13 protein-coding genes are annotated in these 16382 nt (G+C 70.1%); 7 read left to right on the top strand and 6 right to left on the bottom strand.

The window, feature by feature from the left end:
- Window positions 1–144 precede the first annotated feature (144 nt).
- The 4 genes from M3M27_RS03245 to M3M27_RS03260 all read left to right on the top strand — a co-directional run bounded on the left by M3M27_RS03245 (window position 145) and on the right by M3M27_RS03260 (window position 4405).
- Window positions 145–1410 (top strand): sensor histidine kinase, encoded by a 1266-nt coding sequence (locus M3M27_RS03245; protein WP_434027144.1) that lies wholly within the window; start codon window positions 145–147, stop codon window positions 1408–1410.
- The gene (locus tag M3M27_RS03250) at window positions 1407–2186 is read left to right on the top strand and encodes a LytR/AlgR family response regulator transcription factor (protein ID WP_140727370.1); all 780 of its coding nucleotides are present in this window, start codon (window positions 1407–1409) and stop codon (window positions 2184–2186) included. Before M3M27_RS03245 ends, M3M27_RS03250 begins: the two co-directional genes overlap by 4 nt.
- Before the next feature lie 34 nt (window positions 2187–2220).
- On the top strand, window positions 2221–2574 hold the full coding sequence (locus M3M27_RS03255; RefSeq protein WP_434027145.1) for a hypothetical protein: 354 nt from the start codon (window positions 2221–2223) through the stop codon (window positions 2572–2574).
- Between the two features lie 235 nt (window positions 2575–2809).
- Complete coding sequence (locus M3M27_RS03260) at window positions 2810–4405, top strand: APC family permease (protein ID WP_434027146.1); 1596 nt, start codon at window positions 2810–2812, stop codon at window positions 4403–4405.
- 142 nt (window positions 4406–4547) lie between these two features.
- On the opposite strand, the gene M3M27_RS03265 is transcribed toward M3M27_RS03260, so the two are convergent.
- Window positions 4548–5183 (bottom strand): hypothetical protein, encoded by a 636-nt coding sequence (locus M3M27_RS03265; protein WP_140727364.1) that lies wholly within the window; start codon window positions 5181–5183, stop codon window positions 4548–4550.
- Between the two features lie 226 nt (window positions 5184–5409).
- Between M3M27_RS03265 and M3M27_RS03270 the strand changes: the two genes are divergently transcribed.
- A complete protein-coding gene (locus M3M27_RS03270; RefSeq protein WP_140727362.1) occupies window positions 5410–6327 on the top strand; it encodes an oxygenase MpaB family protein in 918 nt (305 codons plus the stop codon).
- A gap of 332 nt (window positions 6328–6659) precedes the next feature.
- On the opposite strand, the gene M3M27_RS03275 is transcribed toward M3M27_RS03270, so the two are convergent.
- On the bottom strand, window positions 6660–8768 hold the full coding sequence (locus tag M3M27_RS03275) for a M13 family metallopeptidase (protein ID WP_140727360.1): 2109 nt from the start codon (window positions 8766–8768) through the stop codon (window positions 6660–6662).
- 144 nt (window positions 8769–8912) lie between these two features.
- On the opposite strand from M3M27_RS03275, the gene M3M27_RS03280 reads away from it, so the two are divergent.
- Window positions 8913–11153 carry a putative bifunctional diguanylate cyclase/phosphodiesterase gene (locus M3M27_RS03280; RefSeq protein WP_434027147.1) on the top strand — a complete coding sequence of 747 codons (2241 nt, stop codon included), beginning with the start codon at window positions 8913–8915 and terminating at the stop codon, window positions 11151–11153.
- 33 nt (window positions 11154–11186) lie between these two features.
- Here the strand turns inward: M3M27_RS03280 and M3M27_RS03285 are convergent, their stop codons facing one another.
- The 3 genes from M3M27_RS03285 to M3M27_RS03295 all read right to left on the bottom strand — a co-directional run bounded on the left by M3M27_RS03285 (window position 11187) and on the right by M3M27_RS03295 (window position 14285).
- Window positions 11187–12182 (bottom strand): aldo/keto reductase, encoded by a 996-nt coding sequence (locus M3M27_RS03285; protein ID WP_140727356.1) that lies wholly within the window; start codon window positions 12180–12182, stop codon window positions 11187–11189.
- A 406-nt stretch (window positions 12183–12588) separates the two neighbouring features.
- On the bottom strand, window positions 12589–12840 hold the full coding sequence (locus M3M27_RS03290; protein WP_434027148.1) for a hypothetical protein: 252 nt from the start codon (window positions 12838–12840) through the stop codon (window positions 12589–12591).
- A 365-nt stretch (window positions 12841–13205) separates the two neighbouring features.
- Window positions 13206–14285 (bottom strand): aldo/keto reductase, encoded by a 1080-nt coding sequence (locus M3M27_RS03295; RefSeq protein WP_140727354.1) that lies wholly within the window; start codon window positions 14283–14285, stop codon window positions 13206–13208.
- 138 nt (window positions 14286–14423) lie between these two features.
- On the opposite strand from M3M27_RS03295, the gene M3M27_RS03300 reads away from it, so the two are divergent.
- Complete coding sequence (locus tag M3M27_RS03300) at window positions 14424–15362, top strand: LysR family transcriptional regulator (protein WP_140727351.1); 939 nt, start codon at window positions 14424–14426, stop codon at window positions 15360–15362.
- Window positions 15363–15404: 42 nt separating this feature from the next.
- Here the strand turns inward: M3M27_RS03300 and M3M27_RS03305 are convergent, their stop codons facing one another.
- On the bottom strand, window positions 15405–16298 hold the full coding sequence (locus M3M27_RS03305) for a LysR family transcriptional regulator (protein WP_434027149.1): 894 nt from the start codon (window positions 16296–16298) through the stop codon (window positions 15405–15407).
- Window positions 16299–16382: the final 84 nt, after the last annotated feature.

A 16382-nucleotide genomic window follows, 5' to 3' on the forward strand; every position in this document is an offset into this window, starting at 1 on the left:
CGCCGGCCGGTTTCCTGCCGGGGAGCGGGATTTCGCGCCCTGGCGGCCGGCTTCCGTCGCCGATTCGGCGGTTCCATCGCATCGCCCGCCACGGCGCCGGCGCACGCGGCTATGCTCGCCCGGCACTCAACCCCGGAAGCCGCCGTGTCCGCCAGCCTCTTCCTGTTCGCGCGCATCCTGTTCGCCTGGATGATCGTGCTGATCGTCGCCAGCAATCTGTGGGACGAGCTGTTCGGCTCGACGGGCTCGGTGTTCACCCTGCTGGTGCTGGTCACCCTCGCCATCGTGCTGACCAACCTGGCCACCCACCTGCGGCGGGTGAAGCTGGCCGCCGGCCGCCTCGGCCACGACACCCTGACCAGCCGCCAGCGCCGCCAGATCGAGGTGCCCCTGGATGCGCCGGAGGCCTTCGCGGTGGTCGAGTCGGCGATCCGCCAGCTGCCGCGCGTGGAGGACGTGCAAAGCTCTCCGGGCAGCCTGCTGATCCGTGCCCGGGTGCGGCGCGACGACCTGCGCGACAACCACAACCCCTCCAGCTGGAACGTGTTCGCGCGCATGAGCATCAGCCACAACAAGGTCCTCGCCACGCTGGCGCCGGGCAACGGCACCAGCAGCGTCACCCTGCTGTGCGAGCCGGACGCCGGCGCCTGGGTGGACCTGTTCCTGGTCGACGAGGGCAGCAACTACGACAATGCCGAGACGCTCTCGCGCGCGATCACCGCGCAGGTCGCGCGCCAGCGCCGCAGCGAGCAGGCCGCCGCCGAGCAGTCGGCCACCGAGAAGGAACTGGCGGTGGCGCGCCTGAACCTGCTGCACGCGCAGGTCGAGCCGCACTTCCTCTACAACACCCTGGCCAGCGCGCAGGTGCTGACCCGCACCGATCCGTCGCGTGCCGACGCGATGATCGGGCACCTGATCCAGTACCTGCGCCACTCGCTGCCGAATGCCGGCGATGCGCCCTCCACGCTCGGCGACGAGCTGGAACGGGCCCAGGCCTACCTGGAGATCCTGCGCATCCGCATGGGCACGCGGCTGGCGCTGCAGATCGAAGTGCCCTACGAGCTGCGGAGCGTGCCGATGCCGTCGATGATGCTGCAGACGCTGGTGGAGAACGCGATCAAGCACGGGCTGGAGCCCAAGCCGGGCGGCGGCACGGTCTGGATCCTGGCGCGGCGCACCGACCAGCACGTCACGGTGACCGTGGCCGACGACGGGCAGGGCTTCAACAGCCAGAACAGCGGCACCGGCATCGGCCTGAAGAACCTGCGCGAGCGCCTGCGCCTGATCTACGGCGACCGGGCGGCGTTCGCGCTGGTGTCCAACTTCCCGGCCGGCATGGCGGCGACGATCAGCCTGCCGTTGCCAGCGGACATGCCGCCCCCGGTGCCGCGGCAGGAGGGGCTGGCATGAGCGCGCTGCGTGCGGTCGTGGCCGAGGACGAGGCGCTGCTGCGGCAATCGCTGCTGCAACTGCTCGGCGAGGCATGGCCCGAGCTGCAGGTGGTGGCCGAATGCGAGGACGGCGCCAGCGCGCTGGAGAGCATCGCCGAGCATCGCCCGGACGTCGTGTTCCTCGACATCCGCATGCCGGGCCTGACCGGCATCGAGGTCGCGCGCGGCGCCGCGGAAGCCAGTCCCGCATCGCAGGTGGTGTTCGTCACCGCCTACGACCAGTACGCGATCGACGCGTTCGAGCAGGGCGCGGTCGACTACCTGCTCAAGCCGGTATCGCGCGAACGCCTGCAGGCCACCGTGCAGCGCGTGCGCGCGCGCGCCGCCAGCGGCGGCCCCGACCACGCGATGCTGGAAACCTTGCTGCAACGGCTGGCGCAGCGCCCCGCGCCGCCCGCTCCGGAGAAGCCTCCCATGGCCTGGATCACTGCCAGTGCCGGCCGCGAGACGCGGCTGGTGATGCTCGACGAGGTGGCCTACTTCCAGGCCGACAACAAGTACACGGTGGTGATGACCGCCGAGGGCGAATCGCTGCTGCGCACGCCGCTGCGCGAGCTGCTGGAGGTGCTCGATCCGCGCATCTTCAAGCAGGTCCACCGCTCCACCATCGTCAACATGAGGGCGGTGTCCTCGGTGTCGCGCGACGACACCGGCAAGGGCTGCCTGAAACTGAAGAACCGGCCGGAGACGCTCGTGGTCAGCCAGCCGTTCATGAGCCTGTTCCGCGGCATGTGACGCCGCCGTCCCATCGCAGAAGGAAGGATTCGCCATGCGCCTGCTCGCTTCGATGCTGTATTGCCTGATGGGGCTGTTCGGCTGCCACCAGGAAAGCGGCACCACCTCGATCACCCGCTCCACCGTCGATGGCCGCGACCTGCTCTTCAGCAAGGTCGAATCGCATGCCGGCAACGCGGTCTTCCATTGCCTGGCCAGCAGCAGCGGCCATTGCCATTACCTCGTCTACGAGGCCGCCTGCAGCGCGACCGCCACGGCCGCGGCCGATTGCCCGCGCCGCGAACTGGACCGCTTCGAACTGGCGGTGGGGCAGGTGCGCGAACTGCGCGGCCTGGCCGAGGACTTCCGTCAGTGCGCGTCGGCCACGGCGATCATGGGCGGATGTTGAGGCGCGCCCGAGGGAGCTCGGGAAACCGCAGCCGGAAAAGCGAAAGGCCTGCTTCGGACCGAGTGCTGGTGTGGGAGAAAAAAACCGCAAGGTAGCACCGGGCCGCTTGACGACCAGGCCAGGTGCATTTCCCGAGTCCCGGCCTTTGCCTGAATGCGCCATGACGTCCGGCGCCCGCTTCTGCGATCATTGCCGGCTTGTTGCCGTGCCCGCGGCGTTCAACGTCAGGTAGCCCATGTCCGATAGCCCCCTGCGCCGCGAAGTCGGCCCCTTTGCGCTCATGCTCACCGGCCTGGGCTCGATCATCGGTTCCGGCTGGCTGTTCGGTGCATGGCGCGCGGCGGGGCTGGCCGGTCCGGGCGCGATCTGGGCGTGGGTGCTGGGCGCGGCGATCATCACCACCATCGCGCTGTCCTATGCCGAGCTCGGCGCGATGTTCCCCGAGTCCGGCGGCATGGTGCGCTACAGCCACTATTCGCATGGCTCGCTGGTCGGTTTCATCGCCGGCTGGGCCAACTGGATCGCGATCGTCTCGGTGATCCCGGTCGAGGCCGAGGCGTCGGTGCAGTACATGGCGTCGTGGCCGTGGCAGTGGGCGCAGGACCTGTACGCGCAGGCGCCGGGCGGCGCGGGCGAGCTGTCCACCGCCGGCCTGCTGATCGCCGCGGCGCTGGTGCTGGTGTACTTTTTCCTGAACTTCTGGAGCGTGAAGCTGTTCGCCCGCTCCAACACCGCGATCACGGTGTTCAAGCTGATCGTGCCGGCGCTGACCGGCATCGCGCTGATCGCCAGCGGTTTCCATGGCGAGAACTTCAGCGTCGGCCTGCACGGCGATGCGCACGTGATCGACTTCGCCGCGGTGCTCACCGCCGTGGCGACCGCCGGCATCGTGTTCAGCTTCAACGGTTTCCAGAGCCCCGTGAACCTGGCCGGCGAGGCCAAGAATCCCGGGCGCAGCCTGCCGTTCGCGGTGCTCGGCTCGATCGCGCTGGCCACCGTGGTCTACCTGATCCTGCAGGTGGCCTACATCGGCGCGGTGCCGCCGGAACTGCTGGCCAAGGCCGGCTGGCACGGCATCGATTTCCGCTCGCCATTCGCCGAGCTGGCGATCATCGTCAACCTGCACTGGCTGGCGATGCTGCTGTACATCGATGCCTTCGTCAGCCCCAGCGGCACCGGCATCACCTACACCGCGACCACCGCGCGGATGATCTACGGCATGGAGAAGAATGGCACGATGCCGGCGGTGCTCGGCAAGGTGCACGCGAAGTGGGGCGTGCCGCGCCCGGCGATGTTCTTCAACCTGGCGGTGTCCTACCTGTTCCTGTTCTTCTTCCGCGGCTGGGGCACGCTGGCGGCGGTGATCTCGGTGGCGACGATCATCTCCTACCTGACCGGGCCGATCAGCGCGATGACGCTGCGCCGCACCGCGCCGGACGTGCATCGCCCGCTGCGGGTGTTCGCGATGCCGGTGCTGGCGGGCATCGCCTTCGTGATGGCGACCGAGCTGCTGTACTGGGCGCGCTGGCCGCTCACCGGCGAGATCATCCTGCTGATGGTCGTGGCGTTGCCGGTGTACTTCTATTACCAGGCCAGGCAGGGCTTCAAGGATTTCCGCCGCAACCTCAAGGGCGCGGCCTGGATGATCGCGTACCTGCCGGCGATCGCCCTGCTGTCGTGGGCCGGCAGCACCACCTTCGGCGGGCACGGCTACCTGGCCTACGGCACCGACCTGGCGGTGGTCGCGCTGGTCGGCCTGGCGTTCTACGCATGGGGCGTGCGCAGCGGTTGGCGCACCCCGGCGATCGAGAAGGCGGTCGCGGCGGCGTAGTTTCGAGGCCCCTCTCCCGCCGGGGGGGCGACAAGGCACAGCTTGCGCACCGCGGGTGCGCGTGCCTGAAGCGCCCACGCCGCTGGCGTGGGCTCGGGAGGGTACGGGGCGAAGCGCCGCCTCTTCGCCCCGGAGGGGGGCGTCAGGCGGTCGCCGCCAGCCGCGGCCCGCCGTCGTAGTGGTCGAGTTCGCGCACGATCTCGGTGTACTGCCGCATGCGCCCCATCTCGCGCATGTTGACGATGTCCTCGTGGCGCAGGTCGCGCTTGGCCATCACCTGCTGCTTATAGCGCAGCACTTCCGGATAGCGGCGCGCCATCTCCAGCGCCTCGTTGACGCACTCGACCGAATCGGCGTCCGGGGCCAGCCGCGCGCGGCTGTTGAAGGCACGCAGCCAGCGCTCGAAGCCGGCGCTGTGGTCGAACAGGTCGGCGATGTACCAGAGCACGAACAGGATGGCCAGCCACGAGGCGAACACGATCACCACCCGGCTGAAGGTCACGTGGAAGTCGTGCTGCCACAATTGGTGGGTGATCACGCCGAGCAGGACCAGCGAGATCACCTGCCAGCCGATGATCGAAGCGACGACCCACTGCTGCTTGGCGACGGTGAGCAGTTCGACCTCCGCGTCGATCTCCGCGTCGGTCTTGTCGCGCCAGTGCGCGACCTGTTCCTCGAACGGCTGGCGGTGCAGTGCGTTGTCCTGCAGAAGCAGTCCCAAACCCCTGAACAAAGCAATCATGACGAGCTCCTTCCGGCGGGTACGAGCATGTGGCATGCGACAAACGGTCGCAGGTCCTTTCTAGCACTTCCGCACCGGTTCGCAATCAAGAGCGCGTGAGCGGGGCGTCACGGAGACGCCGGCTCCGGCGCGATCGGCATTTTTCCCCGGGGAAAACGCGGTTTCCCAGGTCCGGGGGCGGCGCCGCCTTGCTGCACTGCATCGCGAATTCGCGATGGCGGGCCAGCGCGGCCGGCCGCCGGGGCGGCGGTACGATAGGCGCATGTCCGCCGTGTTCCGCACGCTCGCCGCCCCCGCCACCGCCCAGATCCGCCGCTGGGTGCTCGGCGCCTTCCCGCGCGGGCAGAGCGGCATCGAGTACGACCGTCCGGCCGGCGACCCGGGCTGGTTCGGGCCGGACAGCGTCACCTGGCGCGTGCATTCGGAGTTCCCCGGCATGCTCGCCGGCGGGCTGTGCGCATTGATGCTGCAGACCCTGCATCCGCTGGCGCTGGCCGGCGTCTACGACCACTCCAACTTCCGCGAGGACCTGGTGGGGCGTTTGCGGCGCACCACCAACTTCGTCGCCGGCACCACCTATGCGCCGCGCGCCGAGGCGGAGCGCCTAGTCGCCCGGGTCCGCGCCATCCACGCGCGGGTGCGCGGCACGCTGCCGGACGGCCGCGGCTACGCCGCCGACGATCCGCGGCTGCTGACCTGGGTGCACGCCACCGAGGCCTACGGGTTCCTGCAAGGCTGCAGACGCCATTGCCGCGAGGTGCCGGCGGCGATCGCCGACCGCTACTACGCCGAGTACCGGCGCGTGGCCGAAGCGCTGGGCGCGCGCGACGTGCCCGCTTCCGAGCGCGACATCGAGGCCTATTTCGAGTCGATGCGGCCGCAGCTGGCGGTGGATGCGCGCTCGCGCGAGGTGCTGGACATCCTGGCCTCGATCCGGCTGCCGGTGCCGGTAGCGGGACTGTCGCGCGACGTGTTCCTGGGGGCGGGCGCCGCGTTGCTGCCCGGCTGGGCGCTGGACATGCTCGGGCGCAGCCCGCTGCAACGTGCGCGCGACCGCGCCTCGGCACGGTTGATGCGGGCCTCGGCGCCGTTGTTCCGCGCGGCATTGAACGACGGCCTAGCCGTGCGCGCCTGCCGTCGGGTCGGGGTCGCGCCGGAGGTGCTCGCGCGCTGGCCGTAGCCGGCATGGCCGGGAAGGGCCTTGTCGGGGTTGAAACCCCTCCCACAAACGACGGAGGACAACTCCCGAAGTCCTGTGGGAGGGGGTTCAACCCCGACAGGCCTTGCCAGGAAGGCCTGCCGGGGCCGGATTCCCGCCGGGCGCCGCTACCGCCGCGGGGCTACCAGATCTTCACGCGCTGGTCCGGCGCCAAGTACAGCTTCTGGCCTTCCTCCCACAAACGACGGAGGACAACTCCCGAAGTCCTGTGGGAGGGGTTTCAACCCCGACAGGCCTTGCCAGGAAGGCTTGCCGGGGCCGGATTCCCGCCGGGCGTCGCTACCGTCGCGGGGCTACCAGATCTTCACGCGCTGGTCCGGCGCCAGGTACAGCTTCTGGCCTTCCTTGACCTCGAACGCCGGATACCAGGCGTCGAGGTTGCGCACGGTCTGCGCGCGGAACCGGCCCGGCGCATGCACGTCGGTGAGGACCGCGTTGCGCAGCGCGGCATCGCGGTACTTGCCGCGCCAGGCCTGGGCGAAGCCGAGGAAGAAGCGCTGGTCCGGCGTGAAGCCGTCCAGCGTGGGCGCCGGCTTGCCCTGCAGCGACAGGTGGTAGGCGTCGTAGGCGGTGGCCAGGCCGGCCACGTCGGCGATGTTCTCGCCGAGGGTGAGCTTGCCGTTCACCGCCAGGTCGTCGAACGGCTTGTAGCCGTCGAACTGCGCGGCCAGGGCGGCGCCGGCGGCCTCGAACTTCTTCAGGTCCTCCGGCGTCCACCAGTTGTGCAGCGCGCCGCGCTCGTCGAACAGCGCGCCGGTGTTGTCGAAGCTGTGGCTGATCTCGTGGCCGATCACCGCGCCGATCGCGCCGTAGTTCACGGCATCGTCGGCGGCCGGGTCGAAGAACGGCGGCTGCAGGATCGCGGCCGGGAAGATCAGGCGGTTCTCCAGCGGCACGTTCAGCGCGTTGACCTCCTGCGGCAGCATGTACCACTCGCTGTGCTCGACCGGCTTGCCCAGCTTGGCGAGGTTGCGCCCGTACTCGAACAGCCCGGCGCGTTCGGCGTTGCCCAGCGCGTCGTCGCGGCGCACGTCCAGGGCCGAGTAGTCGCGCCAGCGCTCCGGCCAGCCGACCGCCACGGTCAGGCCGGCGATCTTGGCCTTGGCGTGCTGCTTGGTCTGCGGGCTCATCCAGTCCAGCGCGTCGATGCGCTTGCCGAACGCGGCGACGATGTTGGCGACCATCGCCTCGGCGCGCTCCTTGGTGTCGTGGCTGACGTAGCGGTCGACGTAGCGCTTGCCGACGGCCTCGCCGAGCGCGGCGTTGGTGGCGTCGATGCCGCGCTTCCAGCGCTCGCGCTGCCGCGGGGTGCCGTTGAGCGTGGCGCCGTAGAAGGCGAAGCGCTCGTCGGCGAACGCCTTGGACAAGTACGGCGAGGCGCGGTCGACGGCATGGAAGGCCAGGTAGTCCTTCCAGAGGTCGAGCGGCTGCGCGGCGACCAGCGCGGAGATCCCGGCCACGGCCTCCGGCTGCCAGACGATGAAGTCCTGCTGCGCATCCAGGCCGGCCGCCTTCAGGAACGCGTTCCAGTCCAGGCCCGGCGCCTTGGCCGCGAAATCGGCCCGTTTCCAGGCGTTCGCGCCGGCCTGCACGTCGTTGGTCCGCTCCTGGGTGGCGTGGACGCGCGCGATCTCCGTCTCCAGCTTCACGATCCGCTCGGCCTTGGCCTCGGCATCGGCGATGCCGGCCAGCGCGAGCACCTTGGCGACGTGCGCCTGGTAGGCCTTGCGCAACTCCGCCATGCGGCCGCCTTCGAGGTAGAAGCTGCGGTCGGGCATGCCCAGGCCGCCCTGCACCAGGTACGGCACGTAGCGCTCGGGGTGGTGGATGTCCTGCGACACCCACAGGCCGAACAGGCGGTCGGTGTAGTAGTCGGTGGCGTTGAGCAGGTCCACGTCGGCGCGCAGCTGCGCGCCCAGCGCGGCGGCCAGCGCCTGCTTGTCGGCGATCTGCGCGATCGCGTCCAGCTGCGGCTGCACCGGCGAGGCGCCCTTGGCCTCGATGCCGGCCTCGTCCATGAAGGCGGCGTAGTAGTCGCCGATCTTCTTCTCGTCGCCGGTGGCGCGGTCGTTGGCGGCGGCGCCCTCGACGATGTCGCGCACGTGCTTCTCGGTATCCACCACGATGCGCGTGAAGCTGTTGTAGCTGGCGCGGTCGGCCGGAATCTCGGTAGTCTTGACCCACTGGCCATTGGCATAGCCGAAGAAGTCGTCGCCCGGTGCGACCGAGCGATCCATGCCAGCGGCATCGAAGCCGAAGTCCCCCAGTACCGGTTTGGCGGGTGGAGCGGAGGCCGCATCAAGGGAGGCCTGCGACGCATCGTGGCGGCCACAGGCGGTCAGCGGCAGGGCGAGGATGGCGGTGATGGCAACCATCAAGGCGGAACGATGCAGCTGGAGCATGGGTGCAACTCGGCAACGGGAAAACCGGCAGTGTAGGCCGCATGGACGGCGTGCGACAGTCGCCGGCCTGAACTCCGGCGCACCGGCCGCGGGGCGGCGTGGCCGCGCCCCTGGCGTGCCCGCGGATGCGCGCGGAGTGCCGTGATGCGCCAGCTCCGGTCGCGGCGGTGGCAATGGCGCGGCGTGCTCGGCTTCGGCGTGCTGGCCGCGCTGCTGCTGGCGTTCGCCGCGACCGGCCATGGCGAGGCGCTGCGGCCGAGGTGGATGTTCATGGCCCTGGCGATCGCATTGCTCGTGGTCTATGGCCTGAGCCTGGCCTACCTGCTGCGCAGCCTCTGGCACGCCGAGCGACGGCAGGCGCAGCTGCTGTCGGACCTGCGCACCGGCAACGAGGACCTGCGGCGCGCGCACCTGGCCGGGGGCGTGGGCACCTGGTGGATCGGGCCGGACGGGGAATGGCTGCACCTGGCGCCGCAGACGATGCAGATGTTCGGGCTGGGCAGGCGCGACGTGGCGGTGGCCGCGTTCGTCGAGCGCGTGCACCCGGACGACCGGCACAAGGTGAAGCGCATCCTGGCGCAGGCCCGCGAAGGCCGCCAGGGATTCGACGTCACCTGCCGGCTGCTGCTGGCGCAGGCCGAGCACTGGATCGCGGTGCGCGGCGCGATGGTGGAGGACGACGGCGAGCGCCGGATGACCGGGACCGTGGTCGACATCAGCGAACGGATGGAGATCGAGGCGCTGGCCACGGACGCGCAGTACCGGTTCCAGCGGATCTTCGAGATCAGCCCGTTGCCGTGCTGGCTGTTCGACCTGGAGACGCTGCGCTTCCTGGAGGTGAACCCCGCGGCGATCCGGCAGTACGGCTACAGCCGGGAGGAGTTCCTGTCGATGCGGATCCTCGACATCGGCCTGCCCGAACAGGCCGAGCGGCTGGCCCAGCAGTTGCGCCAGCCCGATCCGCCCGGGCGCGGCACCTTGCTCACCGTCGTGCACCGGCACCGGGATGGCACGCGCATGGACGTGCGCGTGCACACCACGATGCTGGAGATCGGCGGGCTGCAGGCGCGGCTGGTGCTGGCCGAGAACGTCAGCGAGTACATGGCCTACCAGCGCGAACTCGCGCACCGCGCCAGCCACGACGCGGCCACCGGCCTGCTCAACGTGCCCGCCTTGGCCGAGCAGCTGCAGGAGGCCGCGCTGCCGCGCTATGCGGTCGCGCACGTGCAGCTGCGCGGCCTGCAGCTGATCGGCGACACGCTGGGGCGGCGGGTGGGCGAGGACGTGCTGCACCACCTGTGCGTGCGCCTGCAGTCGCTGGCCGAGGAGTACGGCTGGCTGGCGTTCCAGCCGTCGGAGGATTTCGTGCTCGCGATCGGCGAGGAACACGATCCCGACCGCGCGCTGCAGGCGTTGGAGGCGATGCTGTCCGAGCCGGTGCGCGGGCGCGATTCGCTGCATTCGCTGGACGTGCGCATCGGCGTGGCGCGCTTCCCGGAGGACGGCCTGCGCGCGGACGAGGTGATCGCGCAGGCCGCGCAGGCGGCGCATGCCGCGCGCGAGGCGGATGTCACGGTGATGCACTTCGAGAAGGCCATCGCCACGCGCCTGAGCGAACGCCTGCACCTGATCGGGCGGTTGCACGAGGCGATCGACCGGGGCGAGTTCGAGCTGCACTACCAGCCGATACTGGACGCGCGCAGCGGTGCGCCGGCGGCGCTGGAGGCGCTGGTGCGCTGGCTCAGCCCCGAGCACCGGCAGGTGTCCACCGGCGAGTTCGTCAAGCTATGCGAGGACACCGGCCTGATCCTGCCGCTGGGGCGATGGGCGATCCACCAGGGCGCGCGCGACCGGCGCCGGCTGGCCGACGCGGGATGGGAGGCGTTGCCGATCGCGATCAACGTGTCGGCGCTGCAGTTCCTCAACTCGGACGTCGCCGGCGACGTGGCCGCCGCCTGCCGCGAGTTCGGCCTGGGCCATGGCGCGCTGCACGTGGAGCTGACCGAGACCAGCCTGGTGCGCGATCCCGACCAGGCGCTGCAGACGATGAACGCCATGCATGCGCAGGGCGTGCGCATTTCCCTGGACGATTTCGGGACCGGCTTCTCCAGCATGTCCTACCTGCAGCACATGCCGCTGGACTCGCTGAAGATCGATCGCAGTTTCGTCGCCGACGTGGACGGCAACCCGCGCAACGCCGCGATCTGCCGCACGCTGATCACGCTCGGCCACAGCCTCGGCCTGCGCGTCATCGCCGAGGGCGTGGAGCGCCCCGAGCAGCAGGCCTGGCTGGTCGCGAACGGCTGCGACCAGCTGCAGGGCTACCTGCTCGGGACCCCGGCGCCGTTGGACGGGATCATCGCGTACCTGCGCGGCCGCGCCTGAGGCGGCCGCCGGCACGCTGCCCGCGCGCGCCGGTCAGCGGTGCAGCGCGCCGATGGTCGCCGCGGGATAGCGCGCGCCCGCGGCGGCGCCCGGCGGGAACACCGAGCCGATGCGGTCCAGTTCGTCCGGCAGCAGGGTGACGTCCAGCGCCCCGAGGTTCTCCTCGAGGTACTTGATGCGCTTGGTCCCCGGGATGGGCACCAGGTCGTCGCCCTGCGCGAGCACCCAGGCCAGGGCGAGCTGGCTGGCGGTGATGCCCTTGTCGGCGGCGATCGCCTCCACCTGCGCGACCAGTTCGATGTTGCGCGCGAAGTTCTCGCCCTGGAAGCGCGGGGAGTGGCGGCGGTAGTCGTCGGCGTCGAAGTCGTCCGGGCTCTTGAACGCACCGCTGAGGAAGCCGCGCCCGAGCGGCGAGTAGGGCACGAAGCCGATGCCGAGTTCGCGCACGGTGGCGAGCACGCCGTTCTCCTCGGGGTCGCGCGTCCACAGCGAGTATTCGGTCTGCAGCGCGGCGATCGGGTGCACGGCATGCGCGCGGCGGATGGTGGCGGGGGCGGCCTCGGACAGGCCGAGGAAGCGCACCTTGCCCTGTTCGACCAGGCGCGACATCGCGCCGACGGTGTCCTCGATCGGCACGCCGGGATCGACGCGGTGCTGGTAGTACAGGTCGATGTGGTCCACGCCGAGCCGCTTGAGGCTGGCCTCGCACGCGGCCTGCACGTACTCGGGGCGGCCATCGATGCCGCGCACCTGCGGATCGTTGGGGTCGAGCTTGATGCCGAACTTGGTCGCCAGGAACACCTGGTGGCGGCGGCCGGCGATCGCCTTGCCGACCAGCACCTCGTTGGTGTGGGGGCCGTACATGTCGGCGGTGTCGATGAGGCTGACGCCGCGCTCGAGGGCGCGATGGATGACCGCGATGGAGCCGGCCTCGTCGCTGCGGTCGCCGTAGAACGCGCTCATGCCCATGCAGCCGAGGCCGAGTGCGGAAACCACGGGGCCGTTGCGGCCGAGGGTGCGGGTCTTCATTGGGATCTCCTGTGAGGGGATGGGGCGGGGGCCATGATGACGAGGGGGATGTTGCGGTGGGATGGTGGGAGGTGGGCCGGGATGGGATGCAGTGTTGCGGAGGTTCGTGTTTTTGGTCATCGCCTCTGGCGCGGTGCTGAGCGCCATTGGGCTATGCCAATGGCTGGGATCGAAGGTCCAGGGACTTTGTTCCTCACGCTGTCTGTCCGCTCGCGCCATCCTTCTATCGTCATTCCCGCGAAGGTGGGACGAAGGGCCGCCGCTTGCGAGCCACTGGTCCGCGCGGCATCGAGCGCCATCGGGCTATGCCCGATGGCCGGGGATCGAAGATCCAGTGTCTTCCTCGCAATTTGTCCGGCTCCTGTTATCCCACTACCGTCATTCCCGCGAAGGCGGGAGGTGCCTTTCAGCAGCCGAACGGCTGATCATCCAGGGACTTTGCTTTTGGGCTCTTTGGGCCTTTGGCGATAAAGGCCAAAGCTTTCGCCTTGCGGCGAGTTACCTTTCTTTGCTTGTGCACGCGCGCCGCAGGAGCGGCGCCGCACGGCGAAGCCGGCCCGAAGGGCGCGGCACAAGGATGTGCCGCGTAAAGAAAAGTAACCCAAAGAAGCGCTTCACAACAGCCGAAGCGCTTCACAACAGCCGAATGGCTGGTCATGGCTGATCAAGCACACCCCGCCTGCGCGCCCGCAGCTTTGCTGCGGGTCCGCGGAGCCAACGGGATTTTTCGACGCGACTCGTCCGCTATGCGGCCGAGCCCTGGGCATTCGCCGCGCGGCGAATGCCCGCCCGCCGGGGCGAAGCGGTGCTTCGCCTTTTCCGGCGAGCCCATGTGCGCCGCCCTTCAGGTTTTTCCCATTGTCTCCGCCGCTTCGGAGGGGCCGCGCCGCAGTGATATTCGTAGGCCATGGAGGTTGGCGCGCCGCCGCGCGAGGAAGCGTTACCCAGCCCGAAGCAAAATCACGAGCAACAGCAACAGCAACAGCAACAGGACAGCGAACGTACGGCTGTTCTGGATGCCGGTCAGGCCCGGGGCTGCACGTGTGTGCCGCCGAATACCAGCTGATGCGGGATCGGGCTGCGGATGAAGTCGTGCGGGAAGCCGAGGGGGATGGCGCTGGCGGCGTCCAGGCGGCGGACGTGCTCGGCGTCCAGCGTCACCGCGAGCGCGCCCAGGTTGTCCTGCAGTTGTTCCGGCGTGCGCGCGCCGACGATCGGGATCGGTGCGCCCGGGCGCTGCAGCAGCCAGGCCAGGGCGATCTGCGCGGGGGAGTGGCCGGATTCGGCGGCGATCGCCTTGACCACCTCGCCGATGTCGATGCTGCGCTCGTCGAGCATGTCGTGCGAGTACGCCACCGCGCCGCGGCTGCCGTTTCCGGCGTCGGGCGAGTTGGCTGCGCCCTGCGCGCGCAGGCGCTCCAGGTCGGCGCGGCTGTACTTGCCGGTCAGGATGCCCATCGCCAGCGGCGACCAGGCCAGGACCGACAGGCCCAACTCGTTGGCCATGGGCAGCAGGTCGCGCTCGACGGTGCGCTGCGCCAGCGAGTACTCGATCTGCAGCGCCACCAGCGGCGACCAGCCGCGCAGTTCGGCCAGCGTCTGCATCCGCGCGACCTGCCAGGCCGGCGTGTCGGAGATGCCGGCGTAGACGATCTTGCCGGCGCGCACCAGGTCGTCGAAGCCGCGCATGATCTCCTCGACCGGGGTGGTGCCGTCCCAGATGTGCAGGTAGAGCAGGTCGAGGTAGTCGGTGCCGAGCCGCTTCAGGCTGGCTTCCACCGACTGGATCATGTTCTTGCGGTGGTTGCCGCCGCCATTGGGATCGCCGGGGAACGGGTTGAGCGTGTACTTACTGGCGATCACCAGCCGGTCGCGGCGGCCGGCGGCGAAGCGGCCGAGCAGGGCCTCGGAGCTGCCGTTGGTGTAGATGTTGGCGGTGTCGACGAAGTTGCCGCCGGCATCCACGTAGAGATCGAACAGGCGGCGGGACCCGGCCTCGTCGGCGCCCCAGCCCCAGTCCTGGCCGAAGGTCATCGCACCCAGCGAGATCGGGCTGACGCGCAGGCCGGAGCGGCCGAGCAGGCGGTAATGGTCGAGTTGCATGGCGAACCTCGTTGCGGGGAAGTGCGGCCACTCTAGGAGTGGCGGCGATGCCGATAAATCCGCAAAATCCGAACCTTCCTTGAAGTAGAACTAAATAATCCGGCATTGCGCCGGTAGGGCCAGGACTGCGGAGGCGGCATGACGCGACCCAATCCACTCCCGGCGGTCGATGCGTTCGTGCGCGTCGCGCGCCACGGCAGCTTCACCCGGGCCGCGGCCGAGCTGGACGTCTCCACCTCGGCGCTGTCGCAGATCGTGCGCGGGCTGGAAGCGCGGCTCGGCGTGCGCCTGCTCAACCGCACCACGCGCCGGGTCGGGCTGACCGAGCACGGCGAGCGCTTCCTGCAGCGGGTGGCGCCGGGGTTGCAGCAGATCGATGCCGCCTTCGCCGACCTGGACTTCCTGCGCGACCGGCCCTCCGGCCTGCTGCGGATCAACCTGGCGGGGGCCGCCGCCGAGCAGCTGATCTGCCCGCATCTGCCCGGATTCCTGGCGCGCTATCCGGACGTGGCCGTGGAGCTGTATGCCGACCGCACGCTGGCCGACATCGTCGCCGGCGGCTTCGATGCCGGCATCCGCCTGGGCGAATCGCTGGCGCGCGACATGGTCGCGGTGCCGATCGGGCCGCGGCTGCGGCAGGCGATCGTCGCCACGCCGGGGTATTTCGAGCGGCACGGCGTGCCGGCCGCGCCCGCCGAGCTGGTCGGCCACGATTGCATCCGCTGGCGGCGCAGCGACGGCCGCATCCAGCCCTGGGAGTTCACCCGCGACGGGCGCGATTTCCAGGTCGAGGTGGAGGGCAGGCTGATCGTCAACGATATGGCGGTCGGGATGGCGGCCCTGCGGCGCGGCGTCGGGCTCGGCCAGGTGTTCGAATGGGAGATCGCGGACGAGGTGGCCGCCGGCGGCCTGCTGCGCGTGCTCGACGACTGGCAGGCGCCGTTCGCGGGCTGGCACCTGTACTACCCGGCGCGCGAGCACATGGCGCCGAAGCTGCGGGTGTTCATCGACTACCTGCGCCGGTGCCTGGGCAACGACCGGGCGGCGTACGGCATCGACGGGGCCGGTCGCGGCTGAAGTCCTCCGCGGCGCGCCCGCGGGGACGGACGCCGATGCGCGCTACGGGTCCCCGCCCAGCGTTTCCACCAGGTAGTCGATGAAGCTGCGCACCTTCGGCGCGAGGTGGCTGCGGCTGGTGTAGACGGCGAACACGCCCAGCGTCGGCGCCTCGTATTCCGGCAGCACCTGCACCAGCCGGCCGGCGGCGAGGTCGTCGGCCACCAGGAAATCCGGCTGCACGATGATGCCCATCCCGGCCAGCGCCGCCTCGCGCAGCACGTCGCCGTTGTTGGCGCGCATTCCGCCGCCGATGCGTATTTGTTCCTCGCCGCCGTCGGCCCGCCGCAGTCGCCATTCCTGGCCGCCGGACCAGTAGCTGTAGGCCAGGCATTCGTGGCCGGCCAGGTCGGCGGGCAGCCGCGGCGTGCCCGCCCGCGCCAGATAGCCGGGCGAGGCGCAGACGAGCACCCGCACCGAGGCCAGCCTGCGCGCGATCAGCATGGGCGAGGGCTCGCGGGTGATGCGGATCGCCACGTCGTAGCCTTCCTCGACCATGTCCACGAACCGGTCCGAGAGCGCCAGGTCGAGCGTGACCTGGGGATGGCGGGCGCGGAAGCCGGCCAGCAACGGGCCCAGCCGGGCGATGCCGAAGCTCACTGGCGCGTTGATCCGCAGCAGGCCCGACGGTTGCAGCGCCTGCGCGCCGACCGCCGCTTCCAGGTCGGCGAACTCCGCCAGCAGTTGCACCGCGCGCTGGTAGTAGGCGGTGCCGGCGCTGGTCAGGCTGACCCGGCGCGTGGTGCGGTTGAGCAGGCGGGTACCCAGGCGCTGCTCGAGCGCCGCGACCTGGCGGGTGACGCTGGCGGTGGACCGGTCCAGCGCCTCGGCTGCGGCGCTGAAGCCGTTGCGTTCGGCGACCGCCACGAACACGCGCATCGCATCCAGGGTGTCCATTTGTTGCGCTTTTAGGAATAAACAATGGATGTAGCCGGTGTTTTATCAGAAAAGCGGCGGGAATAGCCTGCACGCACTTCCGAA

This window comes from Xanthomonas boreopolis, from assembly GCF_046529185.1.
In the GTDB taxonomy this organism is placed as follows: Bacteria; Pseudomonadota; Gammaproteobacteria; order Xanthomonadales; family Xanthomonadaceae; genus Pseudomonas_S; species Pseudomonas_S boreopolis.